We start from the raw sequence: 22,912 nt of genomic DNA, 5'->3' as shown, positions 1-22,912 counted from the left end.
GAATCAGAGCTCGAACCGATAGGACAGCTTCACCAGCAGCTGCTCGCTGTCGCGCAGGTCGAAGCTGCGGTTGAACTGCGAGCCGGCCTCCTCGTAACGCGGATCGAGCAGGTAGCCGCCGCGGGCGTAGACCACGTATAGATCCGACAGCGGCGCCAGCTCATAGCGGTAGCGGATCTGGAAGCCCAGGTTGCGCACGCTGAAGTCGTTGACCGGATCATCCGTGCGCACGGCGCGCGCATTTGGGGTCACGCGATAGGCACCGCGCAGGCGCGCATCCAGCCCCAGCGCCTGCAGCTTCACCCGCAGCTCCTGGTGCCCGCTGATGTTCCAGTTCATGCCGGCGTCGAGCAGGATCGAGTGGCTGTCGAAGCTGCCGATCAGGTTGTCGTGCTGCCACACCAGCCAGTCCGGCTGGTATCTGTAGTCCGGTCCGCCAAACACGCTCAGCGCATCGCTGAAGAAATAGGTCGGCTCGAACAACACTTCGTAGCCTATCCGGCGCATGCCCATGCGGTCACTGCCGGAGGCGGTCACCTCGCTCTTCCAGGCCCAGTCGCCCTCGCGCGGACTGGTGCGCAACCAGTCGATCAGGTGGATCGTGGGCTTGCGCAGCACGCCGTGGCCGCGAGTCAGCAGGTCGTCATAAGCGGGCGTGTTGAGGTTGAGCTGGATGTCTTCCTCACCGCCATCGCGCAGCTGGCTTTGGCGGATGACCCGCAACTGCCGCTCCAGCTTGACGCCACGGTCGTCATCGATGCCGATGATGCGGAAACGCCAGCGGTGCGAGGCGTACTTCGAATCGGCCGGCAGGTTCGTGTAGCGGCGCTGCACCTCCCAGTGCAGATAATTGAGGCTGTTGCGCGGCAGGTAGCCGAAGTCGTTGATGTCGAGCCGGTCGTCGAAATGCATAGCCAGCCATTGCTGGGTCCAGCGCTCGTTCATCTCGTACTCGACCACGCTGGTGGCCCCCATGCCCGTGACCAGTTGTCCGTGCTGGTCGATATGGCTGCCGACCACGTTGCTGGTGACGGTGATCTTGTCGTTCGGCTGCCAGCGGTGGTCGATGCCCAGCACGTTGGCGTCGCGGTCGAGGAACGGCCGCTCCACGTGCGTGGCCAGCAGGCCCAGCGCCTGCGTGCCGAAATCGTGCTCCAGCCGCAACGCGCCGAAGCTGCGCCCGGCGTCGCCGCTTTCCTGCGCCGCCAGCACGCCGTACTGGGTGGCGCCGACGCTGCCGTTGAGTTTGAGTGCACCCTCGACGTCGGCCGCGCCGCTGCCGTCGTCCGCGGGACCGCCGACGCGGCGGGTGTAGATCAGCTGGCTGTTGTCGATCAGCAGGCTGAAATCGAAGATGCCCTGGTTCTCGGTGAAGAACGGCCGCTTGTCGGTGAAGAAGGTTTCCTCGGCACCGAAGTTCACCACCAGGTCGTCGCTCTCCACCTGCCCGAAGTCCGGGTTGATGGTGGCGGTGAGCTGGGTCTGCCCGTTCGGCTTCCAGAAGATGTCCGCGCCGGCCTTGCCCTGGCTGCGGCCGTGCACCTGGTCACGCACGCCGACCACGTACGGAGTCACCGCCAGCAGCGGCTGGTTGTACGCCGGCAGCGTCACCGGCGTGAAGTCCGACACGAAGCGTGCGCGGGTGAAGCTGGCCACCGGCCAGGCGTCACGCTCGCCGGTCGAGCCGATCACGCGGTCCAGGTACATGCGCACGGTGCGCGCGTTGCCGTCGGCCGCCCGCATCGGCGCGATGTACCAGGGAATGAGCATCTCCACGCTCCAGCCCTGGGCATCCTCGCTCACCGCGTGCTTCCAGTTGCCGTCCCAGTCGGTGTTGAACGTCGTCTCGCTGGTGATCACCGCATCGTCGATGTCGTTGCTCAGCGTGACGGTGAAGTCGTAGCCGGTGCGACCGTCGCCGTTGAAATCGATCATCAGGTTGACTCGGTCGACCTGTGCCTGCTCGTCGCGACGGATCCGCTGCCGCGTGCGCGGCACGCCGGGCGGCTGGATGCAGCGGAACGCGATCGCCAGGCCTTTCGGCGTGGACAGCACCCAGGCTTCCGTTGGCAGGCTGGCCGGATCGCCGTTGAGCGGCTGCACCTTGCGGAAATCGGTGATGTGCCTGGCACCGCGCCACTCGCCCGGATCGAGGTGGCCATCGATGCGCACCGCGAGCGCCGGCCCGGCGAAAACCAGGAGGGCCAGCGCCACGAGGGCGCGCGAGCGGAGCGAAGCCGGCGAGCGACGGCGAACGGAGAGGGTCATGGTTTCGCGAAGGGAGGGGGAAGCCAGCGCAGAGGCTAGGCTGTCGCCATCCGGGCGCCGACTGGAGGAAGTCACGGAAACCGCAGTGTCCGCGGACACTGCGGCGGATCGGGGTCAGCGCGGCTCGGCGATCTGTGCCTGCAGCGCCACGTCACGCGGCGGCGGCGCCGCCGGCGGCACGCGCAGGGTGCGCTGGTACCAGCGCCAGGCGAACCAGCCGGTGCCGGTGAGCACGAGACTGCCGGCGGCCAGCGCCAGCATGCCGCCGGACAGCAGCGGCGAGAGCACGCCGGCCACGCCGGCATTGAGCATCAGGCTGGTGAACGCCTGCACCGACGACGCGCCGCCGCGCCGCTGCGGAAAGCGATCGAGCAGCAGCAGCGTGAGCGTGGGAAACGCCAGCTGCACGCCCACGCCCTGCAGCGCCAGCGGCAGCATCGACCACGGCAGTCGCGGCGATTCGAAGCCGACCGCCGCCAGCAGATGCAGTGCGCACGCACCGAGCATGCAGCCGTAGCCCAGGTTCACCGTGAACGCCACGCTGTGGCGCACCGCCAGCCGCCCGGACAACCACGCGCCGAACACCAGCCCCGCCACCACCGGCAGGAACAGCCAGGGAAAGCCCTGCGCCGACAGATGCAGCAACTCGCGCACGATGCGCGGCGCCGAGGCAATGAACAGGAACAGCCCGGCGAAATTCACCGAGCTGGCGATCAGCAGCGGCACGAACGGGCGGTCGCGACCGAAGGCGAGATAGCCGGCGATCAGCTCGCGCGGCACGAACGGCGTGCGGCTGGCCGGCGGATGCGTCTCGCGCAGCAGGGCCATCAGCGCCAGCGCCATCAGCACGGTGAACGCCATCAGCAGCCAGAAGATGCCGTGCCAACCGTCCAGCCACAGCAGCTGCGCGCCCACCATCGGCGCGATCACCGGCGCGATGCCGAAGATCATCATCACCCGCGACATCAGCTGCTGCGCCGCGGCGCCCTGCAGCGAGTCGCGCACGATGGCGCGCCCCACCACCAGGCCGGCACCGGCGCACGCACCCTGCAGCGCGCGCGACGCCAGCAGCATCGGGAAGGTGGTCGACAGCGCCGCGCCGGCCGAAGCCATCGCATAGACGAGCATGCCGGCGATGATCACCGGCTTGCGCCCGATCGCATCGGAGATCGCCCCGTGGAACAGGCTCATCGCGCCGTAGGTCAGCAGGTAGACGCTGATCAGCTGCTGCAGGGCGATGTCGTCCACTGCGAAGTGGCCACCGATTAGCGGAAAGGCCGGGAACACCGCGTCGATCGAGAACGGGCCGATCATCGACAACCCCGCCAGCAGCCACGGCAGGCTGCGCGGAACGGAGGGAGCGGCGGAAGTCATGAGCGCTGGGGGCATCGACGGAGCGGGGCTCGCCAGCATATCGCCAGTGCCCTCCGGTTGACCGGGCGCGGTGCGCATTTGCTACGATCCGCCGACCGATGGGAGATGGCATGCCTCCCCGAACCGCCGCAAGGCTGATGATGCCTGGTTGACCTCCTCGCGGGGCGATCGGGCATTTCCCAGGCACCGCCTGACGATGCCCGCCGCACCCGCACCACGACTGCTGGAATCCGGATGCGCATGGATCTCTCCTCTTTGTTCGCTGTCGGCTGCGGCGCCTTTCTGGGCGCGGTGCTTCGCTGGATGCTGGGCTCCTGGCTCAACCCGCTGTTTCCCACGCTGCCGCTGGGCACGCTCGGCGCCAACCTGCTTGGCGGGTTGCTGATGGGCCTGGCGATGGGTGTCTTCAGCCAGTTCGACGCGCTCTCGCCGGCGGCGCGGCTGTTCTTCACCACCGGCTTCCTCGGCGGGCTCACCACCTTCTCCACCTTCTCGGCCGAGACGGTGACGCTGATGCTGCGCCAGCAGTACGCGTGGATGCTGGCCATCGTCAGCGTCCACGTGATCGGCACGCTGGCGATGACGCTGGCCGGCATCGGGCTGGTGCGCGCCATCGCCGCCGCTCGCTGAGCGGCGACGCCCCTCTCCCAAGGAGCATTCGCATGAACGGCTATTCGCTGCGCTTTTACATGCACGAGAACCAGAAGCACCACGGCATGCTGTTGTACGAGTGGCTGCTCGAAGCGGCCCGGAAGCACGGCGTGCACGGCGGCTCGGCGTTCAAGACCATCGCCGGCTTCGGCCGGCACGGGCAGATCAACGCCGCGCACTTCTTCGAGCTGGCCGGCGAGCAGACCGTGCTGGTGGAGTTCATCGTCGATGCCGCCACGGCGGACACGCTGGTGGCATTGGTCGAGCAGGAAAAAACGCCGCTGTTCTGGGCGCGCTTTCCGGCGGAGTTCGGCGTGGTCGAGCCGGCCTGATTCGGGCTTGACGCGCATCAAGCGTGCAGCGATCGCTTCGGGCGATCGTGGCCGCTGCAGTACGATCGTGGTCAGGGTCGCGCCAGCGGGGTAACGCCGCCGGCTGTGGACCCGCCATCCGGGGATCGCGAAGGAGGCGCCGATGCATTCGGATTCGCTGCGACTCAAGGCGGAACAGCTGCTGGCCCACGCCGGCATCCAGATCAACGGCGATCGCCCCTGCGACCTGCGCGTGCACGACGAGCGCCTGTTTGCGCGCGTGTTCGCGCACGGCTCGCTGGGCCTGGGCGAGGCCTACATGGACGGCTGGTGGGATGCCACCGACCTGCCCGGCCTGTTCACCCGGGTCCTCTCCTCGCATCTGGATGAGGAGCTGAGGACGCTCGACACCCTGATCGCCCACCTCAAGGCCCGCTTCCTCAACCGGCAGCGCGGCGAACATGCCTTCGAGGTCGCCCAGACGCACTACAACCTGGGCAACGACCTGTTCCGCGCCATGCTCGGCAAGCGGCTGGTGTACTCGTGCGGCTACTGGGCCGCGGCGGACAACCTCGACGACGCGCAGGCGGCCAAGCTCGACCTGGTCTGCCGCAAGCTGCGCCTGCAACCCGGCCAGCGCGTGCTGGACATAGGCTGCGGCTGGGGCGAGGCGTTGAAGTACGCCGCCGAGCACTACGGCGTGGAAGGCGTGGGCATCACCGTCTCCACCGAGCAGGCGGCCTTCGCCCGCGAGCTGTGCGCCGGCCTGCCGATCGAGATCCGCGTGCAGGACTACCGCGAGATCGACGAGCCGTTCGACGCGATCTACTCCATCGGCATGTTCGAACACGTGGGCGGGCGCAACTACCGCAGCTACTTCGAGACGGTGAAGCGCTGCCTGAAGGACGAGGGCCTCTCGCTGTTGCACACCATCGGCAGCCACGGCGCGCCGGCGCGTCCGGATCCGTGGATCGAGAAGTACATCTTCCCCAACTCGATGATTCCCGCCGCCAGCCAGGTCACCGCCGCGCTGGAAGGGATGTTCGTGGTTGAGGACTGGCACAACTTCGGGCCCGACTACGACCGCACCCTGATGGCCTGGCGCGACAATTTCGACCGCGCCTGGCCCGAACTCTCGGCGCGCTACGACGAGCGCTTCCGCCGCATGTGGCAGTTCTACCTGGGCGTGTCGGCGGCCGTATTCCGCAGCCGGCGCGACCAGCTGTGGCAGCTGGTGCTCAGCCCGCACGGCGTACCCGGCGGCTACCGCGCCCCGCGCTGACGCCCGCCTTTGGTCGTACTTGCCGGCGGCCGCGGGGGGCGGGATAGTCGGCGGGCATTTCCGGGGAGAATCACCATGAAGAAGCTTGCCGCACTGCTGGCCGCCCTCGCGCTGCCGTTCGCCGCCTGTGCCGCGCAGTCCGCGCCGCCGGCCAGCTACTACAGCCATGCCGGACACGACGACGTGCTTTCCGGCGGGGTGAAGATGATTCCGATCAGCACCCCGCTCGGCAAATTCCGGGTGTGGACCAAACGCGTCGGCAACAACCCGAAGCTGGCGGTGCTGCTGCTGCACGGCGGCCCGGGCATGACGCACGAATACTTCGAGGCGTTCGACAGCTACCTGCCCGCCGCGGGCATCGAATACATCTACTACGACCAGCTCGGTTCGGCCTATTCCGACCAGCCCAAGGGCCCCGGCACCGACGCGCTGTGGACCACCGACCGCTTCGTCGAGGAAGTCGAGCAGGTGCGCCAGGCGCTGCACCTGGACAAGAACAACTTCTGCGTGCTCGGGCACTCCTGGGGCGGCATCCTGGCGATGGAGTACGCGCTGAAATACCAGCAGCACCTCAAGTGCCTGGTGATCTCCAACATGGTCGACTCGATCCCGCAGTACAACGACTACGCCAAGAACGTGCTCGAACCGGCGATGGATCCGAAGCAATTGGCCGAAGTGAAGGCGATGGAGGCCGAGCACCGCACCGACGATCCGCGCTACATGCAGATCCTCACCACCATGCACTACGAAAAGCACGTGCTGCGCATGCCGCAGGCGCAGTGGCCCGAGCCGGTGACGCGTGCGTTCGGCCACGTCAACAGCCACATCTACACGCTTATGCAGGGCCCCAGCGAGCTCGGTGCCAGCGGCGTGCTGGAACACTGGGATCGCAGCAAGGACCTGCACGAGATCACCGTGCCCACGCTGGTGATCGCCGGCAAGTTCGACACCATGGATCCGGACTACATGGCGCAGATGGCGAAGAAGCTGCCCAAGGGCCAGCTGCTGCTGTGCCCCAAGGGAAGCCACATGTCGATGTACGACGACCAGCAGACCTACTTCACCGGGCTGGTGAAGTTCCTCCGGGGCGTCGAGCGCGAGTGAGTGGATGATGGCGGACTGCCGCAACCCTTGCGCCAACATGTGATACCGCAAACGGAGTGCAGCGCAGTCGCCGCATTCCGACTCCGATGATCGAAGGCACCCGCGTGCCGAACCGTGCGCCGGGGCCGGACGGTGGCTGACGTGCGCCATCCGCGTACGAAACCCCGCGCTGTCATCTTCTGCTGCTTGCGTGTTCGCTGAGCAGAACGCGGGGGTGAGCGCAACGGCCTCACAGGCACGGGGCGGCCCGGGCCTGCGCTGCCCCCTCCGCAAGCCCGGGCCATGGCGCGTTCACGTCCGCGAGACGTCCCTCGGCGCCTAGTCCACGGTGGTGATGTCGCTCGTCCGGCATCTCGCCTGTTCCGGGACCGCCCTCCGGCGCTTTCCCGGCACGCTCAGTCCGGCAGTGCATGGAGGCCTCGCGCCTGCCATGGCTGTTGCGCCAAAGACCGCGCCAGGCGCGTTCCACGGGAATTGACATGCGTTCCTACAAGCAACGAACGTGGTTCAACGTGGCCAGCGTGAGCGGCGCGCCGTTCACGCTGGCGGTGGTGGAATTGTTTCACCCGCACCCCGTTGATCTGCTCGATCTCAACGTGCGGCTCTGGATGCTGGTGCATTACGCGCAGATTCCGCTGTTTGCGCTGTCTGCCCTGGCCGTGACCACGCTGGTGCGGGGCCATATCGACATGGCGGCCACCGTCGCCCGGATCGCCCTGTTCGTCTTCGCGCTCAGCTTTGTGGCCTTCGATACCGTGGCCGGCGTCGCGGTCGGCATCCTCGTCGACTCCGCGCAGGCGTCGGGTACCCCGGAAGCCTGGCGCAGCGCGATCGACGCGCTGTGGATGCACCCGATCATGGGCGGCATGCGATTGAACGGCGATCCGTCGCTGGCCGTGCTTGGCCGCGTCTCGCTCGCCGTGGGCACGGTTGCCGCCGCGGTGTCGCTCAAGCGCAGCGGCAGCTCGTGGGTACCGGCCGGCCTGCTGGCGATCTCCAGCCTTGGAATCAACCTGTTCCACAGCCACTCGTGGCCGGGTGGACCGTTGACGTTCGGAGGCATCGCCCTGGCGGCAGGCTGGATGCAGTACGAGGCGGCCACGCGAGCCGCCCGTGCGAGTCGAACGGCCATCACATTCGGGCGCAGGGCCGGCGACCTCAGCCGGGGATCGTGAGGCGCGATATCGCGGGCCGTCGTATGGCTCCGCCGCCGACGGGGATTGAACCGGCCACAAGCTTGCGCTGACACTGGCCCCATGAAGTCACCCTTGATCGCACGGGCACTGGTCTGCCTGGTCCTGCTGCTGCCCACCGCCATCCTCGCCAAGCCGGCGCTGTGGGTGGTGAAGGATGCGGACACCACGCTGTACCTGTTCGGCACCATCCACCTGCTGCCGAAAGACGCCGACTGGCACTATCCCGCGCTAGACCGCGCGCTGGCGCAAAGCGACGCGCTGGTAGTGGAGATCACCGACGACAATCCCGCCAACATGACCGCGCTGGTGCTGCGGCTGGGTATCGATGCGGCGCATCCGCTGTCCAGCCTGCTCTCGTCCGGCGACTTCCACCGGCTGGACCTCGCGGCCCGCAAGGCCGGCCTGCCCGGCACCACCGCGCTCAACGTGATGCGCCCCTGGCTGGCCACGCTGACGTTGACGCTGGCGCCGCTGACCAAGGCCGGCCTGGACCCGGCCCGCGGCGTCGACCGCCAGCTCCGCGACATGATGGCCAAGGCGGGCAAACCGGTGCGTGCGCTGGAAACCGCCGAGGAGCAGATCCACTTCCTCGCCGACATGCCGACCCGACTGCAGCTGGACATGCTGCGCCAGACGGTGCACGAGGCCGATCACGCCAGCGTGGAACTGCAGGCCTTGCTCGACGCCTGGCAGGCTGGCGACGACGCGGCCATCGCCCGGCTCGAAAACGAGCTGATGAAGCGCGAGACGCCCGCGCTTTACCAGCGCCTGCTGGTCCAGCGAAACGCCGTCTGGGCCGGCCGCATCAAGGCCATGCTCGACACGCCCGGCACAGTGTTCATCGCGGTGGGCGCCGCCCACCTGGCCGGCCCCGACAGCGTGCAGGCGCAGCTGCAAAAGCTCGGCATCAGCAGCGCCCGCGTCCCGGCCATGTAGGAGCCCGCTCGCGGGCGATGCCTTCCGCTCTGAAACCACCCCACAGCCAGAGCATCGCCCGCGAGCGGGCTCCTACCGAGGCGGGGGAAGCAGGCCGGCAAGCTCCGCCGCGCGCACCAGCCATCCGGCCATGCGCTCGCCCCACACGTGCTGGCCGTCGGCATCGGCAATAAGGTCCTGGCGCACCTCCAGCTCCACGTGCGGCAGGCCGCGCTGCTCGCCATACACCGGAATCGCGTAGTCGGTGGCATCGGTCACCGCATACGGCTGGTTGTCGCCCACGCGCCAGCCGTCGGCGCGCATCACCTCCAGCAGCGGATGCGCCAGCCGCGCGTCGCGCTGGTACAGCACGCCCAGCTCCCAGGCGCGGGCATCGTCCATGAATACTGGCGTGAAGCTGTGCACGGTGACCAGGATCGTCGGCTGCCCGGCGGCGGCGCGGCGATCCAGCTCCTGCACCGTGCGCTGGTGGTAGGGCGCGAAGATCTCGCCACGCCGGGCGGCGATCGCCTCGACGGAAAGATCGCGGTTGCCCGGCACCTCAGTGCGCTCGCTGCGGCTGACGATCGAGCCGGGCGCATTCAGCGGACGGTTGCAGTCGATCACCAGCCGCGAGTAGGTCTGGCAGATCAGCCACGCGTCCAGCGCCTCGGCCATCACCTGCGCCATGCCGGCCGCGCCGATGTCCCAGGCGATGTGGCGGTCCCACTCCGGTGCCGGCACGCCCAGGTCGCCCAGCGCGGCGGGCACCGCGCGACCGGCGTGGTCGCAGGTGAGCAGGAACGGCGAGGCGCCGTCGGCGCGATGCACGGTGAACGGGGCGGGATCGGCAGGGCCGAGCAGGCGGGATGACGGCATGGATCGGGGGGCGGCGGGCAAAGCCGCCACGATACCGAGCGCTCCGCTCACCGGCCAGCGCCGCCGGCGCAGCCCGTGCGACGGCAGCACGGCAACCTGTCCCGCGCAAGCTGTCACCCCCCGGCCCGTTCTGGCACCATCGACCGGCTGTCCGCGCCGCCGGCGCGCTTATCGATTGATCGAAAAAATGAACCTGCAAGCCAATTACGAACAGATCCCGCTGAAGGAATACGCCGAGCGCGCCTACCTCGACTATTCGATGTACGTGGTGCTCGACCGCGCCCTGCCCTTCGTCGGCGACGGCCTGAAACCGGTGCAGCGGCGCATCATCTACGCGATGAGCGAGCTGGGCCTGGCGGCCAGCGCCAAGCCGAAGAAATCGGCGCGCACCATCGGCGACGTGATCGGCAAGTTCCACCCGCACGGCGACAGCTCCTGCTACGAAGCGATGGTGCTGATGGCACAGCCGTTCTCGTACCGCTATCCGCTGGTCGACGGCCAGGGCAACTTCGGCTCGCCGGACGATCCCAAGAGCTTCGCCGCGATGCGCTACACCGAGAGCAAGCTCAGCCCGATCGCCGAGGCGCTGCTGGGCGAGCTGGGCCACGGCACCGTCGACTGGGTACCGAACTTCGACGGCACCATGGACGAGCCGAGCTGGCTGCCGGCACGCGTGCCGCACGTGCTGCTCAACGGCTCGATGGGCATCGCCGTGGGCATGGCCACCGACATCCCGCCGCACAACCTGCGCGAAGTGGCGAGCGCCTGCATCCGCCTACTGGACGACCCGGACGCCACCGTGGCGGATCTGGCCGAGCACGTGCTCGGCCCGGATTACCCCACCGAGGCGGAGATCATCACCCCGCGCAAGGAGCTGCTGGCCATCTACACCACCGGCGGCGGCTCGCTGCGCGCCCGCGCGGTGTACGGCGTGGAAGACGGCAACGTGGTGATCACCGCGCTGCCGCACCAGGTCAGCCCGTCGAAGATCCTCGAGCAGATCGCCGCGCAGATGCGCGCCAAGAAGCTGCCGATGATCGAGGACCTGCGCGACGAGTCCGACCACGAGAACCCGATCCGCCTGGTGATCGTGCCGCGCTCCAACCGCGTCGACACCGACGAGATGATGCAGCACCTGTTCGCCACCACCGACCTGGAAAAGAGCTTCCGGGTCAACCTCAACATGATCGGCCTGGACGGCCGCCCGCAGGTGAAGGATCTCAAGCGCATCCTCACCGAGTGGCTGAGCTTCCGCACCACCACGGTCACCCGTCGTCTGGAGCATCAACTGGGCAAGGTGGAGCGCCGCCTGCACCTGCTGGAAGGCTTGCGCATCGCCTACCTCAACCTGGACGAGGTGATCCGCATCGTCCGCACCGAGGACGAGCCCAAGCCGGTGCTGATGAGCCGCTTCCGACTCAGCGACGAGCAGACCGATTACATCCTCGAGACCAAGCTGCGCCAGCTGGCCCGGCTCGAGGAAATGAAGATCACCGCCGAGGCCAACCAGCTCGAGGAGGAGCGCGCGCGCATCAACGTGCTCCTGAAGTCGCCGGCCAAGCTGAAGGGCCTGATCAAGCAGGAACTCAACGCCGACGCCGCCAAGTACGGCGACGCCCGCCGCTCGCCGCTGGTGCAGCGTGAAACCGCGCAGGCGCTGGACGAGAGCGCGCTGGTGGCGAGCGAGCCGGTGACCGTGGTGCTGAGCCAGAAGGGCTGGATCCGCGCCGGCAAGGGCCACGACGTGGATGCCGAAGGCCTCAACTACCGTGAAGGCGACGGCCTGCTCGCTGCGGTGAAGGCGCGCACCACGCAGCAGATCGCGGTGATCGACTCCACCGGCCGCAGCTATTCCACCGCGGCACATACCCTGCCCTCGGCACGCGGCAACGGCGAGCCGCTGACCGGTCGCTTCACGCCGCCGGCCGGTGCCAGCTTCGACGCGCTGGCCGCCGGCGACAACGACACCCGGCTGATCCTCGCCACTGATTTCGGCTACGGCTTCGTCACCCGCTTCGAGGCGCTCACCGGCCGCAACAAGGCCGGCAAGCAGATCATCAGCCTCAGCGACGGCGCGAAGGTGCTGGCGCCACAGGCCAGCGCCGATCCCGCGCGCGACCGCATCGTGGTGGTCACCAGCGAGGGCCACCTGCTGATGTTCTCGGTGGCCGAACTGCCGGAGCTGGACAAGGGCAAGGGCAACAAGCTGATCGAGATCCCGAAGAAGCAGTTGGCGGAGGGTGAACGCGTGGTCGGGGTAGCTGTGGTGGCCGAAGGCAAGGGCGAGGTCACGATGTACGCCGGCCAGCGCAAGCTCACGCTGAAGTGGGCCGACCTGGTGGAGTACGGCGGCAACCGCGCCAGCCGCGGCGGCGTGCTGCCGCGCGGCCTGCGCCGGGTGGAGCGGATCGAGACCAGCGGCTGACCCCACCGGTACCACACCGCCCTGTAGGAGCCCGCTCGCGGGCGATGCTTTTGCCTTGATGCGACATCAGAGCCAGGGCATCGCCCGCGATCGGGCTCCTACAGTGGGTTGCAGGGATCGCCGGCGTCGTAGCGAGGGCAGGAACTTCCCGCCATCGCGGCACCCAAAGCATGGCTGTGCACGCGCCGCGTCCCCACGCGTTGACACGGCATCACCCGCGGAGCGCACATGACCATCCATCGAACCCTCGGCCTGCTCCTTGCCAGCGCGCTCGCCACGTCCGCGGCGGCGCAGAGCGCGGATCGGCCGCTCAACCTCAAGCTCCCGCCCAGCGCCGCTCCCGCAGCGAGCAGCAGCGCGGTCAAACCCGCCACTGCAAGCACCGCTCCCGGCGTCTACTACGGCGACACCAGCGGCACCACCGACGCGAGTCTCGCCGCGGACGACACCGTGGATGACTGCGACGACGCCACCTACAACAAGGCCCAGGTCCACGGCAGCGTCGGCATGGGCGTGGTCGCCGGCAGCCACGTCAGCGGCAATTACCAGACCGGCACGGTCAACCTCTCCAAGGCCTTCGGCGACTGCGACCACCCCACCGGCGGCGTGAGCATCTCGATCGGCGCCGGCCAGGGGCATTTCGATCACGACGGTCGCCGCTTCGGGCGTCCATGAAGGATTCGCCGAGCGCAACCCGATGACCAGGGCGAGTCACCGCCCAGAGAATCAACGCGTGTTGACCGAGCGATCAAAGCCGCCGCATGTCATGGGCGTGCAACGGGCAGCCGCGGCAGGATGTGCTCGCGGCTGAGCCGCGCGATCGGCAGGTCGCCCGGCGCCGCCGGATCGATCCAGCGCAGCTCTTCGATTTCGGCCTGGGCGCGGATGTCGCCGGCCACCTCCACCGCGTAGACCTCGCCTTCGACCGTATGCCCGGGTTCGTTCGCCGCCGGCGCGCTGGCGCGCCATAGATGGCGGGCCGAGCCGGGCACCAGCGTGACGCCCAGTTCCTCGCGCAGCTCGCGGGCCAGCGTGGCGAGGTCGTCTGCGTCATACGGATCGCGCTTGCCTCCCGGTTGCTGGAACACCGTCGCCCCGCGCTTGCGCACCAGCAGCACGCGACCAGTCTCATCGCGAATCACCGCAGCGACGATGCGGATACGCCGGTCTTCGCCGTTCACAGGCGGGAGAACGACCACGACTGCATGCGGCCGTCCTTGTACGGCATCACGCCGTGGAACGGACGCGGGTCGTCGTCGAACACCAGCGGCAGAAAGTGGCGGTCGCCTTCCCACATCGGCAGTTCCATCAGTCGATCGCGCTCGACCCACTCCAGCGTGCCTTCCGGATTGGTCTGCAGCGGCGTGCCTTCGAAGGCGTCGATGACGAAGATGAAACCCAGCCAGTCCTCGCCCTGCTTGCCGAAGCCGGGCCAGTTGAGGGTGCCGCGCAATTGCATCGCGATGCACTCGATGCCGGCCTCCTCGCGGATTTCGCGGCGCATGCAGGCGGCGGCGTCCTCGCCCGGCTCCATCTTGCCGCCGAGGCCGTTGTACTTGCCCAGGTGCTGGTCGTCCGCCCGCGCATTGCGGTGGATCATCAATACCCGGCGGCGATCGGGCGAGAGCACGTATCCGAGCGTGGCGACGATGGGGCAGTAAGGCATGGCGGGCGCCGGCAAAGCGCAAAGTGTAGCGCTGCAGACCGCACCGACTGAACCGCGCCGACGGCAGCGCTTGCGTCGCACCGCATTGCCCGGCGACCATCGGGGAATGCCTGTATCGCCCGCACCGGTTTCGACGTTTTCCCGCTGGCGCCCGCTGCTTGGCGCCGCGCTGCTGCTCGCCACGCTGGTCGGCTGCGCGTCGCGCGCCCGCGCGCTGGACAGCGACGAGCGCGAGTTCGACGGCCAGCGTTTCCACGTGGTGAGCGTCGACCTGACGCGGCAGAGCCTGAGCCTGCACTGGCGCAATCCGGATGACGGCCAGCCCTACGGCAGCATCGACGCCCTGCAGCAATGGGGCGCGCGCCACGGCAAACGGCTGTTGTTCGCCGCCAACGCCGGTATCTACGACCACAAGGACGCTCCGCTGGGTTTGTACGTGGAAGGCGGACGCACGCTGGTGCCGCTGAACCGCGCGCGCGGCAATCCGGCGGCCGGCAACTTTTCGCTGCAGCCCAACGGCGTGTTCGCGGTGTACGCCGACGGCCGCGCCGCCGTACGCACCACCGAGGCGTTCAAGGCCGATGGCAAGTCCGCGGCGCTGGCCACGCAGTCCGGCCCGATGCTGGTGATCGACGGCCAGCTCAACGGGCAGTTCGTCGACGACTCCTCCAGCATGAAATGGCGCAGCGGCGTCTGCGCCAGGACGCCCACCCGCGTGGTGTTCGCGGTGAGCGAGACGCCGGTGAACTTCCACACCTTCGCGCGACTGTTCCGCGACGGCCTGGGCTGCCGCGACGCGCTGTATCTGGACGGCTCGATCTCGCAGTTCTACGTGGACGGCGAAGGCTATAGCGGCGCGCCCTCGTTCATGCTCAAGCCGTACGCCGGCATCTTCGCGGTATTCAGCGATTCATGAGGCGCGCGACCGTATGGCGCTGGTCGCGCCGCCTGCTCGTAGCCCTCGTGCTGCTGATGCTCGCCGCCGGCATCGGCGTGTGGGTGCTGCTGGCGCGCGGGCGCGCCGCGCTGGATGGCGAGGTGGCCGCGCGGGGACTGAGCGCCCCGGTCAGCATTACCCGCGATGCGCTGGGTACCGCCACGCTGGCGGGCAGCACGCGCGACGACCTCAGCTACGCGCTGGGCTACGTGCACGCGCAGGAGCGCTACTTCTCCATGGACCTGATGCGTCGGCTGCCGGCCGGCGAGCTGGCCGCACTGGTGGGCAAAGCCGCGCTGGACACCGACATCGCGCATCGCCGCCTGCGCCTGCGCGCGGTGGTTGAGCAGGCCTACGCGCAGCTGCCGGCCGATCAGCGCCGCACGCTCGACCGCTACCGCGACGGCGTCAACGCGGGGCTGGCGGATCTCGCCGTGCGCCCGTGGGAGTACTTCCTGCTCGGTACGCAGCCGCAGCCGTGGCGGTCGGAAGACAGCCTGCTGGTAATCGCGGCGATGTACCTGGACCTCAACAGCGATGGCGGCAACACGCGCGAGCTGCGCATCGCGCAGATGCGCGCCGCCCTGCCGCGCCCGGTGGTGGATTTCCTGCTTGCGCCCGACCCGGATTGGGAGGCGCCGCTCGCCGGCACGCTGTCGCGCGTGCCGGTGGTGCCGGATGCGACCACCTTCGACCTGCGCAGCGGTGCGTCCGCAGCCGGCAGGAACCTCGCTGCCGTGCTCGCACCGGCGCTGGACGATGCCCGTCCCGGCAGCAACAGCTTCGCGGTGGCCGGCGCGCTCACCGGCAACGGCGCGGCGATGCTCGCCAACGACATGCACCTGGGCCTGCGCGTGCCGAACCTGTGGTTCCGCGCCCGCCTGCGCTATCCGGATGCCGGCGCGCCCAACGGCCGGCGCGACGCCAGCGGCGTCACCCTGCCCGGCACGCCGGCGCTGGTGGTCGGCTCCAACGGCCAGGTCGCCTGGGGCTTCACCAACAGCTACGGCGACTGGGAGGACTGGGTGCGCGTGCAGCGCGATCCCGCGGACGCGACGCGCTACCGCACGCCGGACGGCTGGGAGGCGATCGCCACGCACCACGAAACGATCCACGTGAAAGGCGGGCCCGACCACGCGATGACGGTGCAGGACACGCGCTGGGGCCCGATCCTCGCCAGCGACACCGACGGCACGCCGCTGGCGCTGGCGTGGACCGGCGATCGCCCGCGCGGCTACAACCTCGCCCTGATGCAGCTCGAACGCGCGCCCGACATGGCGCACGCACTCGACCTCGCGCCCACGCTGGGCATGCCGGCACAGAACCTGCTCGTCGCCGACAGCGCCGGGCATATCGGCTGGACCATCGCCAGCAACAGCATCCCGCTGCGCCAGGGCATCGATCCGCTGGTGCCGGCCGACTGGTCGCGCCCGGGCACCGGCTGGGTCGGCTGGGCCAGCGCGGCGCAGTACCCGCGCATCGAGAACCCGGCCGACGGTAGGCTGTGGACCGCCAACAACCGCACCGTCGACGGCGCCGCCCTGGCCCTGCTGGGCAATGGCGGGCATGACCTCGGCGCCCGCGCGCAGACCATCCGCGACGACCTGCGCATGCGCGCACGCTTCTCGCCCGCCGACCTGCTCGACATCCAGCTCGACACCCGCGCGGTGCTGCTCACCCGCTGGCAGCAGCTGCTGCAACAGACCTTGGCCGGCAGCACCGATCCACAGCTCGTGCAACTGCGCGACCTCACCGGCACCTGGCGCGGCCGCGCCGCGGTGGACAGCGTGGACTACCGCCTGGTGCGCGCCTTCCGCGAGCGGGTGCATGCGGCCGTGCTGGCGCCGTTCGCGGCGCGCGTGCAGGCGCGCTTCGCCGACTTCACCTGGCCCGGGCTGGGCGATCCGGAAGCGGCGGTGTGGACGCTGGTGCACCAGCAGCCGAAGCACCTGCTCGATCCGGCCTACGCCGACTGGCACGCGCTGCTGCTCGCCGCGGCGAAGCAGGTGGTCGACGAGCTCGGAAAACAGCCCGGCGGCCTCGCCGCACGCCGCTGGGGCGAACGCAACCGCGCGGCGGTGAACCATCCGCTGGCGCGCGCCCTGCCCGGCTGGCTGGCCCGCTTCATCGACATGCCGGACCAGCCGCTGCCCGGTGACGGCAACCTGCCGCGCGTCGCCGCGCCCGGCTTCGGCGCCTCCGAGCGGCTGGACGTGTCGCCCGGCCACGAGACCCGCGCGATCTTCCACATGCCCGGCGGACAGAGCGACAACCCGCTGTCGCCGTTCTTCGGCGCCGGCCACGAGGACTGGGTGCAAGGCCGGCCCACGCCCCTGCTGCCCGGCGCCCCGACCCACGCGATGACCCTGGTTCCCGCGCGCTGACCGCATGATGCTGCGAGTCCGTGACGGATCGCACACTTCGCCATCGGTTGACGAAAGATTCGTGAAAGATTCAAGCGAGGATGCTCGACCGTCTTCCGTGGGGAGCCGCGACAGGATCGTTGCGGGACGGAAGATCGCACCGGCCAGGGGATGGCGGTGGCGAGCACCCTTTCGCCGCTGCAGCATGCCCGGCTGGCTCAGAAAGTCGAACAGTCTTTCTCGAAGGGGTTCCAATGACATTGCTCAAACCAAACCTGCTGGGCTTGGGTACCGCCCTGTGCGCGCTGGCCGGCATGACCTGCCTGAACGCACACGCGGCCACCGCCACCACATCGGGCGCCGAAGTCACCGCATCGGTGCAGCACGACACGCTTCACTCACTGCGCGGCGTGATGCCGCGTCCGGATGATTTCTCCAAGAGCGGCCAGCAGCATCCGGCCCGTCCGTTGCCCTGGCTCGATGGCCCGGGCACGCCCAACGACGGCGCCGTGCAGAACACCAGCACGGGGAGCTTCGCACCGGCAGTGGGCGCCGGCTTCGACGGCGTCGGCCAGGGCTTCAGCGGTCCGCAGGGCACGTTCACGGTCAACAGCGCGCCGCCGGATACCAATGGCGCGGTGGGCGCCACGCAGTACGTGCAGATCGTCAACTCGGCGTTCGCCGTGTTCGACAAGACCACCAAGTCGGTGACCTACGGACCGGTGGCCACCAACACGCTGTGGACCGGCTTCGGCGGCCCCTGCGAGGCGGACAACGACGGCGACGCCACCGTGGTCTACGACAAGGCTGCCGGCCGCTGGGTGATCTCGCAGTTCGCGGTCACCGCCGCGCCGTACTACGAGTGCGTGGCCGTGTCGGCCACCAGCGATGCCACCGGCGCGTACTACCGCTACGCGTTCCCGTACGGCTCGGTGTTCCCCGACTACCCGAAGATGGGCGTGTGGCCGGACGCGTACTACGAGACGTTCAACATGTTCAGCGGCAACACGTTCTCAGGCGCCAAGCTGTGTGCCTACGACCGCAACGCGATGCTCAGCGGCGCGGCGGCCACGCAGCAGTGCTTCCAGCTGTCCACCAGCTACGGCGGCGTGCTGCCGGCGGATCTGGACGGCAGCACCGCACCGCCGGCCGGCTCGCCGAACTACCTGATGAACTTCACCAGCAACACGCTCAACCTGTGGCGCTTCCACGTCGACTGGGCCAACTCGGCGAACACCACGCTGACCGGCCCGATCGCGATTCCGGTGGCCTCGTTCTCAGCCGCCTGCGGCGGCGGCACCTGCGTGCCGCAGTACGGTTCGCGGCAGAAGCTGGACTCGCTGGCCGACCGCCTGATGTTCCGCCTGGCCTACCGCAACTTCGGCGATCACGAGTCGCTGGTGGTGAGCCACTCGGTGCAGGTGGGCACCAGCCGCAAGAACCCGTATACCGGCGTGCGCTGGTATGAGGTGCGCAACCCCGCCACCACGCCGGTGGTCTACCAGCAGTCCACCTTCTCGCCCGACACCACCTACCGCTGGCTCGGTTCGGTGGCGATGGACAAGGTGGGCAACATGGCGCTGGGCTATAGCGCGTCGAGCAGCTCGATCCACCCGGCGGTGCGCTACACCGGCCGCCTGGCGACCGATCCGCTCAACTCCATGGAAGCGGAGACCAGCGTGATCGAAGGCCTGGGCTCGCAGAGCGGCAACAACCTCAGCCGCTGGGGCGACTACAGCGCGATGACGGTGGACCCGACCGACGACTGCACCTTCTGGTACACCACCGAGTACCTCAAGACCACGGGATCGTTCAACTGGAACACGCGCATCGCGTCGTTCAAGTTCGGCACCTGCCAGTAAGCCCGCTGTCGTAACCGTTGCACCCGGAGGCCGCCGCCAAGGCGGCCTCTTTTTTTTTCGGCGATTTCTTGTGGCGGTGCCTCGTCGACGTGTCGATCCGCCGCGCGCTCGTCCGTCGTGTCATCGGAGCCGGCCGTGCAAGGCCAGCGTGGCACCAGGACAACCACGGGAGATACCAAGATGCGATGCATGGTGATGGTGCGGGCGACCGCCGAATCGGAGAGCCAGTCCGGCGCGCTGCCCTCCAGCGAGATCCTCGAGGCGATGGGCCGCTTCAACGAGGAGCTGATGAAGGCCGGCGTGATGCTCGCGGGTGAGGGGCTCAAGCCCAGCCGCGACGGCAAGCGCATGCGCTTCGCCCACGGCACGCGGCGGGTGATCGACGGTCCGTTCGCCGAGACGAAGGAACTGATCGCCGGCTTCTGGCTGTGGCAGGTGCGCTCGATGGACGAGGCGCTGGAGTGGGCCCGGCGCTGCCCGCCGCCGTTCGAAGGCGAGTGCGAGATCGAGATCCGGCCGCTGTTCGAGGCGGAGGATTTCGGCGAGGCGATGTCGCCCGAGCTGCGCGACGCCGAGGAACGCATGCGTGCCGAGCTGGCCGACCGGCAGCGCTGATGGCATCGGCATGCTTGCCGCGGGCATCCGCCAGTGCTGTGATCGCCCTTATGGACACGGCCGAACTCCACCGCCGCATCGATGCCGTCTGGCGACTGGAATCGCCCCGGCTGATCGGCACGCTGATGCGCGTGGTGCGCGACCTGGACCTGGCCGAGGAGCTGGCCCAGGACGCGCTGGTCGCCGCACTGGAACGCTGGCCCACCAGCGGCATCCCGGACAACCCGGGCGCCTGGCTCACCACCACGGCCAAGCACCGCGCCATCGACCAGTTGCGGCATCGCCAGCTCGCCGAACGCAAGCACGCGATGCTGGGCGGCGATCCTGAGCACGAGGCCCACGTCATGCCCGACCTCGATGCGCTCGACGACGATCTTGGCGACGACCTGCTGCGGCTGATCTTCACCGCCTGCCATCCGGTGCTGCCGCGCGAGGCGCAGATAGCGCTCACCCTGCGCCTGCTCGGCGGCCTCACCACCGCCGAGATCGCCCGCGCCTTCCTGCAGCCGGAAGCCACCGTGGCGCAGCGCATCGTGCGCGCCAAGCGTACCCTCGCCGACCGGCAGCTGCCCTACGAAGTGCCGCGCGGCGACGAGCGCCGCGAGCGGCTCGACGCCGTGCTCGGCGTGATCTATCTGATCTTCAACGAAGGCTACGCCGCCAGCGCCGGCGACGACTGGATGCGCCCGGCGCTGTGCGAGGAGGCGCTGCGCCTGGCGCGCACGCTGGCCGCATGCCTGGGCGATGAACCGGAAGCGCACGGCCTGCTCGCCCTGCTGGAAATCCAGGCCTCGCGCAGCGCGGCGCGGGTGGAGCCGGACGGCACGCCGATCCTGCTGGCGCAGCAGAACCGCGCGCGCTGGGACCACCTCGCGATCCAGCGCGGACTCACCGCGCTGGCGCGCGCCGAAAAGCTCGGCGGCCGCGACGGTCCATATGCGCTGCAGGCGGCCATCGCCGCCTGCCACGCGCGCGCAACGGAGGCCGCGGCCACCGACTGGCCGCGCATCGCGGCGCTGTACGATCGACTGACCGAGGCGATGCCCTCGCCGGTGGTGGAACTCAACCGCGCGGTCGCCGTCTCCATGGCCGAAGGCGCCGCCGCCGCCCTGCCGCTGGTGGAAGCGCTGCGCGGCATGTCGGCACTGGCCAACTACCACCTGCTGCCGGCCGTGCACGGCGACCTGCTGGAAAAGCTCGGCCGCCACACCGAGGCGCGCGCGGCCTACCTGCAGGCAGCCGCGCTGGCCGGCAATGCGCGCGAACAAGCGCTGCTGCAGCAGCGCGCCGAGGCCTGCGCCGGCGGCTGACCAGGACGGTCCGCGCGAGCCGCACAGACCATGCCCACAGCAGCCTGATCGGCGTGCTCATGGGCGCGACGCGCCGCGGTGACTCAGGCGATGCCCATATCCCACGGCGGCGCGTCGCCCAACCTCCCGGCGATGAAGTCGAGGAAGGCGCGCACCGCCGGCGGCATGCGCTGGCGCGAGGCGTACACCGCATGGATGCCCATGGTCTTCGGCGGCCACTGCGGCAGCAGCAACACCAGGCTGCCGTCGCGCAGATGCGGCGCGACCAGGTAGGTGGGCAGCAGCCCGATGCCTGCGCCCGCGAGCACCGCGGCCATCACCGCGCTGGCGTCGTTCGCGCTGATGTTGCCGCCCACCGCCACCGACACCGCATTGGCGCCGCGGCCCAGCGTCCACAGGCTTTTGCCGACGAAATGGTGGGTGAGGCAGTTGTGCCGCGCGAGCTCTTCCGGCCGGGCCGGCGTGCCGTGCGCGGCCAGATACGCCGGCGACGCGCACAGCACCGAGCGGCACACCGACAGCTGGCGCGCGATCAGGTTCGGGTCGAGCTCGTGCGCGATGCGGATGGCCAGATCCACCCGCTCCTCCACCAGGTTCACCGTGCGATCGAGCATCAGCAGATCCACCGAGACGTGCGGATGACGCGCCACGAATTCCGCCACCGCGCTCGCAAGATAGCTGTGGCCGAACGACGAGCTGCAGGTGACGCGGAGACTGCCGGCAGGCGCGGCAGCATCGTCGACCAGCGCCTCGCGCATGCCGTCGGACAGTTCGATCAGTTCGCGGCAGCGCGCCAGTGCGGCCTCGCCCGCCGAGGTCAGGCTGATGCGCCGGGTGGTGCGATGGAACAACCGCACACCCAGCCATTCCTCCAGGTCAGCCAGATAGCGCGAGACCATGGCGCGGGATACGTCCAGCGACTCCGCCGCGGCGGTCAGGCTGCCGCGATCGGCCACTTCCACGAACACGCCGATGGCACGCAGTCGATCCATTGTTTCATCCCCCGCAAAAGACCCGGCCGTTATACGCGGTTTTTCCGCACGATTCGCTCACCCAGGATGGAGGCCTCTCCTTTACGGACGCCGCCATGAAAATCGCCCTCGTTGCCGCCACTGGCCAGATCGGCCGCCACATCGCCCAGCGCGCGCACCAGCGCGGGCACGACGTCACCGCGCTGGTGCGACGCACCCACGACCTGCCGCCGGAGCTGGCCGGCACCCGCGCCACTGTGGCCGCACTGGACGACCCGCAGCACCTCGCCAGCGCGCTGCAGGGTCACGACGCGATCGCCAGCGCCTATGGCCCCGGCCAGGACGATCCCGACACGCTGGTCACGGTGGCGCACGCGCTGGTCGCCGCGGCGCGCCAGGCCGGCGTGAAGCGGCTGGTGGCGGTCGGCGGCGCCGGCAGCCTGCTGATCGCGCCGGGGTTGCAACTGGTCGACTCGCCCGACTTTCCCGCCGCATACAAGGGCCAGGCGCTGGCCCATCGCGCGGCGCTGGCGGTGTACCGCGCCGCCACCGATCTGGACTGGACCTTCCTCGCGCCGGCCGGACAGATCGGCCCGGGCGAGCGGCTCGGCCATTTCCGCACGCAGGCCGACGCGTTCCTCACCGATGCCGAAGGACACAGCCGCATCCACTACGGCGACTACGCCGATGCGTTCATCGAGGTGATCGAGCAGGCGCGCTACGTGCGCCAGGTGGCTACGGCGGCTTACTGAGTTTCCCGGGGTGGCCCGTGCGGCCGCCCCG

The 22,912-nt window shown here is 69.2% G+C and carries 20 protein-coding genes and 1 riboswitch; of the genes, 14 read left to right on the top strand and 6 right to left on the bottom strand.

The features are described from left to right. Positions 1-3 precede the first annotated feature (3 nt). Positions 4-2,268, bottom strand: coding sequence for a DUF5916 domain-containing protein (locus ISP17_RS05955; protein WP_404630976.1), 2,265 nt, complete (start codon positions 2,266-2,268; stop codon positions 4-6). Positions 2,269-2,382: 114 nt separating this feature from the next. Then, positions 2,383-3,642 (bottom strand): multidrug effflux MFS transporter, encoded by a 1,260-nt coding sequence (locus ISP17_RS05950; protein ID WP_404630974.1) that lies wholly within the window; start codon positions 3,640-3,642, stop codon positions 2,383-2,385. A 92-nt stretch (positions 3,643-3,734) separates the two neighbouring features. Further along, positions 3,735-3,796, top strand: a riboswitch (Fluoride riboswitch). Positions 3,797-3,882: 86 nt separating this feature from the next. Between ISP17_RS05950 and crcB the strand changes: the two genes are divergently transcribed. The 6 genes from crcB to ISP17_RS05920 all read left to right on the top strand — a co-directional run bounded on the left by crcB (position 3,883) and on the right by ISP17_RS05920 (position 9,122). Then, positions 3,883-4,272, top strand: a complete 390-nt coding sequence (crcB, locus tag ISP17_RS05945) for a fluoride efflux transporter CrcB (RefSeq protein ID WP_404630972.1) — start codon at positions 3,883-3,885, stop codon at positions 4,270-4,272. Between the two features lie 32 nt (positions 4,273-4,304). After that, entirely contained in the window at positions 4,305-4,625 is a 321-nt protein-coding gene (locus tag ISP17_RS05940; protein WP_404630970.1) for a DUF190 domain-containing protein, read from the top strand. Between the two features lie 142 nt (positions 4,626-4,767). Continuing rightward, complete coding sequence (gene cfa / locus ISP17_RS05935; RefSeq protein WP_404630968.1) at positions 4,768-5,886, top strand: cyclopropane fatty acyl phospholipid synthase; 1,119 nt, start codon at positions 4,768-4,770, stop codon at positions 5,884-5,886. Positions 5,887-5,961: 75 nt separating this feature from the next. Further along, positions 5,962-6,990: a proline iminopeptidase-family hydrolase gene (locus tag ISP17_RS05930; RefSeq protein ID WP_404630966.1), complete on the top strand. Its 1,029-nt coding sequence runs from the start codon at positions 5,962-5,964 to the stop codon at positions 6,988-6,990. A 410-nt stretch (positions 6,991-7,400) separates the two neighbouring features. Continuing rightward, complete coding sequence (locus ISP17_RS05925) at positions 7,401-8,165, top strand: hypothetical protein (RefSeq protein WP_404630964.1); 765 nt, start codon at positions 7,401-7,403, stop codon at positions 8,163-8,165. Positions 8,166-8,246: 81 nt separating this feature from the next. Next, positions 8,247-9,122 (top strand): TraB/GumN family protein, encoded by an 876-nt coding sequence (locus tag ISP17_RS05920; protein WP_404630962.1) that lies wholly within the window; start codon positions 8,247-8,249, stop codon positions 9,120-9,122. Positions 9,123-9,194: 72 nt separating this feature from the next. Here the strand turns inward: ISP17_RS05920 and ISP17_RS05915 are convergent, their stop codons facing one another. Then, positions 9,195-9,980 (bottom strand): N-formylglutamate amidohydrolase, encoded by a 786-nt coding sequence (locus ISP17_RS05915; protein WP_404630960.1) that lies wholly within the window; start codon positions 9,978-9,980, stop codon positions 9,195-9,197. Positions 9,981-10,167: 187 nt separating this feature from the next. On the opposite strand from ISP17_RS05915, the gene parC reads away from it, so the two are divergent. Both parC and ISP17_RS05905 read left to right on the top strand, forming a co-directional pair. Next, positions 10,168-12,405 carry a DNA topoisomerase IV subunit A gene (gene parC / locus ISP17_RS05910; protein WP_404630958.1) on the top strand — a complete coding sequence of 746 codons (2,238 nt, stop codon included), beginning with the start codon at positions 10,168-10,170 and terminating at the stop codon, positions 12,403-12,405. 228 nt (positions 12,406-12,633) lie between these two features. Beyond that, positions 12,634-13,080, top strand: a complete 447-nt coding sequence (locus ISP17_RS05905; RefSeq protein WP_404630956.1) for a hypothetical protein — start codon at positions 12,634-12,636, stop codon at positions 13,078-13,080. 89 nt (positions 13,081-13,169) lie between these two features. On the opposite strand, the gene ISP17_RS05900 is transcribed toward ISP17_RS05905, so the two are convergent. Together ISP17_RS05900 and ISP17_RS05895 are read right to left on the bottom strand one after the other, a co-directional pair. Further along, complete coding sequence (locus ISP17_RS05900) at positions 13,170-13,586, bottom strand: NUDIX hydrolase (protein ID WP_404630954.1); 417 nt, start codon at positions 13,584-13,586, stop codon at positions 13,170-13,172. Continuing rightward, on the bottom strand, positions 13,583-14,071 hold the full coding sequence (locus tag ISP17_RS05895) for an NUDIX hydrolase (RefSeq protein ID WP_404630952.1): 489 nt from the start codon (positions 14,069-14,071) through the stop codon (positions 13,583-13,585). The genes ISP17_RS05900 and ISP17_RS05895 overlap by 4 nt, the downstream gene beginning before the upstream one ends. Positions 14,072-14,177: 106 nt before the next feature. Between ISP17_RS05895 and ISP17_RS05890 the strand changes: the two genes are divergently transcribed. The 5 genes from ISP17_RS05890 (at position 14,178) to ISP17_RS05870 (ending at position 21,158) form a co-directional block, all read left to right on the top strand. After that, the gene (locus ISP17_RS05890; protein ID WP_404630950.1) at positions 14,178-14,987 is read left to right on the top strand and encodes a phosphodiester glycosidase family protein; all 810 of its coding nucleotides are present in this window, start codon (positions 14,178-14,180) and stop codon (positions 14,985-14,987) included. Next, positions 14,984-17,392, top strand: a complete 2,409-nt coding sequence (locus tag ISP17_RS05885; RefSeq protein ID WP_404630948.1) for a penicillin acylase family protein — start codon at positions 14,984-14,986, stop codon at positions 17,390-17,392. The genes ISP17_RS05890 and ISP17_RS05885 overlap by 4 nt, the downstream gene beginning before the upstream one ends. Positions 17,393-17,625: 233 nt before the next feature. After that, the gene (locus ISP17_RS05880; protein WP_404630946.1) at positions 17,626-19,233 is read left to right on the top strand and encodes a hypothetical protein; all 1,608 of its coding nucleotides are present in this window, start codon (positions 17,626-17,628) and stop codon (positions 19,231-19,233) included. 180 nt (positions 19,234-19,413) lie between these two features. Next, positions 19,414-19,848: a YciI family protein gene (locus ISP17_RS05875; protein WP_404630944.1), complete on the top strand. Its 435-nt coding sequence runs from the start codon at positions 19,414-19,416 to the stop codon at positions 19,846-19,848. Between the two features lie 50 nt (positions 19,849-19,898). Next, positions 19,899-21,158, top strand: a complete 1,260-nt coding sequence (locus ISP17_RS05870) for an RNA polymerase sigma factor (RefSeq protein WP_404630942.1) — start codon at positions 19,899-19,901, stop codon at positions 21,156-21,158. An 83-nt stretch (positions 21,159-21,241) separates the two neighbouring features. Here the strand turns inward: ISP17_RS05870 and ISP17_RS05865 are convergent, their stop codons facing one another. Continuing rightward, positions 21,242-22,150, bottom strand: a complete 909-nt coding sequence (locus ISP17_RS05865; protein WP_404630940.1) for a LysR family transcriptional regulator — start codon at positions 22,148-22,150, stop codon at positions 21,242-21,244. Between the two features lie 95 nt (positions 22,151-22,245). Between ISP17_RS05865 and ISP17_RS05860 the strand changes: the two genes are divergently transcribed. Then, positions 22,246-22,881: an NAD(P)-dependent oxidoreductase gene (locus ISP17_RS05860; RefSeq protein WP_404630938.1), complete on the top strand. Its 636-nt coding sequence runs from the start codon at positions 22,246-22,248 to the stop codon at positions 22,879-22,881. Positions 22,882-22,912: the final 31 nt, after the last annotated feature.

The organism is Dyella ginsengisoli, assembly GCF_044904665.1.
In the GTDB taxonomy this organism is placed as follows: Bacteria; Pseudomonadota; Gammaproteobacteria; order Xanthomonadales; family Rhodanobacteraceae; genus Dyella_A; species Dyella_A ginsengisoli.
The sequence above is the reverse complement of the archived record's forward strand: the minus strand, read 5'-3'. Positions and strand labels throughout refer to the sequence as shown.

Coding starts and splice junctions, on each gene's coding strand:
- ISP17_RS05955 (WP_404630976.1), bottom strand. CDS start 2,268: ATGACCCTCTCCGTTCGCCGTCGCTCGCCGGCTTCGCTCCGCTCGCGC.
- ISP17_RS05950 (WP_404630974.1), bottom strand. CDS start 3,642: ATGACTTCCGCCGCTCCCTCCGTTCCGCGCAGCCTGCCGTGGCTGCTG.
- crcB (WP_404630972.1), top strand. CDS start 3,883: ATGGATCTCTCCTCTTTGTTCGCTGTCGGCTGCGGCGCCTTTCTGGGC.
- ISP17_RS05940 (WP_404630970.1), top strand. CDS start 4,305: ATGAACGGCTATTCGCTGCGCTTTTACATGCACGAGAACCAGAAGCAC.
- cfa (WP_404630968.1), top strand. CDS start 4,768: ATGCATTCGGATTCGCTGCGACTCAAGGCGGAACAGCTGCTGGCCCAC.
- ISP17_RS05930 (WP_404630966.1), top strand. CDS start 5,962: ATGAAGAAGCTTGCCGCACTGCTGGCCGCCCTCGCGCTGCCGTTCGCC.
- ISP17_RS05925 (WP_404630964.1), top strand. CDS start 7,401: ATGGAGGCCTCGCGCCTGCCATGGCTGTTGCGCCAAAGACCGCGCCAG.
- ISP17_RS05920 (WP_404630962.1), top strand. CDS start 8,247: ATGAAGTCACCCTTGATCGCACGGGCACTGGTCTGCCTGGTCCTGCTG.
- ISP17_RS05915 (WP_404630960.1), bottom strand. CDS start 9,980: ATGCCGTCATCCCGCCTGCTCGGCCCTGCCGATCCCGCCCCGTTCACC.
- parC (WP_404630958.1), top strand. CDS start 10,168: ATGAACCTGCAAGCCAATTACGAACAGATCCCGCTGAAGGAATACGCC.
- ISP17_RS05905 (WP_404630956.1), top strand. CDS start 12,634: ATGACCATCCATCGAACCCTCGGCCTGCTCCTTGCCAGCGCGCTCGCC.
- ISP17_RS05895 (WP_404630952.1), bottom strand. CDS start 14,071: ATGCCTTACTGCCCCATCGTCGCCACGCTCGGATACGTGCTCTCGCCC.
- ISP17_RS05890 (WP_404630950.1), top strand. CDS start 14,178: ATGCCTGTATCGCCCGCACCGGTTTCGACGTTTTCCCGCTGGCGCCCG.
- ISP17_RS05885 (WP_404630948.1), top strand. CDS start 14,984: ATGAGGCGCGCGACCGTATGGCGCTGGTCGCGCCGCCTGCTCGTAGCC.
- ISP17_RS05880 (WP_404630946.1), top strand. CDS start 17,626: ATGACATTGCTCAAACCAAACCTGCTGGGCTTGGGTACCGCCCTGTGC.
- ISP17_RS05875 (WP_404630944.1), top strand. CDS start 19,414: ATGCGATGCATGGTGATGGTGCGGGCGACCGCCGAATCGGAGAGCCAG.
- ISP17_RS05870 (WP_404630942.1), top strand. CDS start 19,899: ATGGACACGGCCGAACTCCACCGCCGCATCGATGCCGTCTGGCGACTG.
- ISP17_RS05865 (WP_404630940.1), bottom strand. CDS start 22,150: ATGGATCGACTGCGTGCCATCGGCGTGTTCGTGGAAGTGGCCGATCGC.
- ISP17_RS05860 (WP_404630938.1), top strand. CDS start 22,246: ATGAAAATCGCCCTCGTTGCCGCCACTGGCCAGATCGGCCGCCACATC.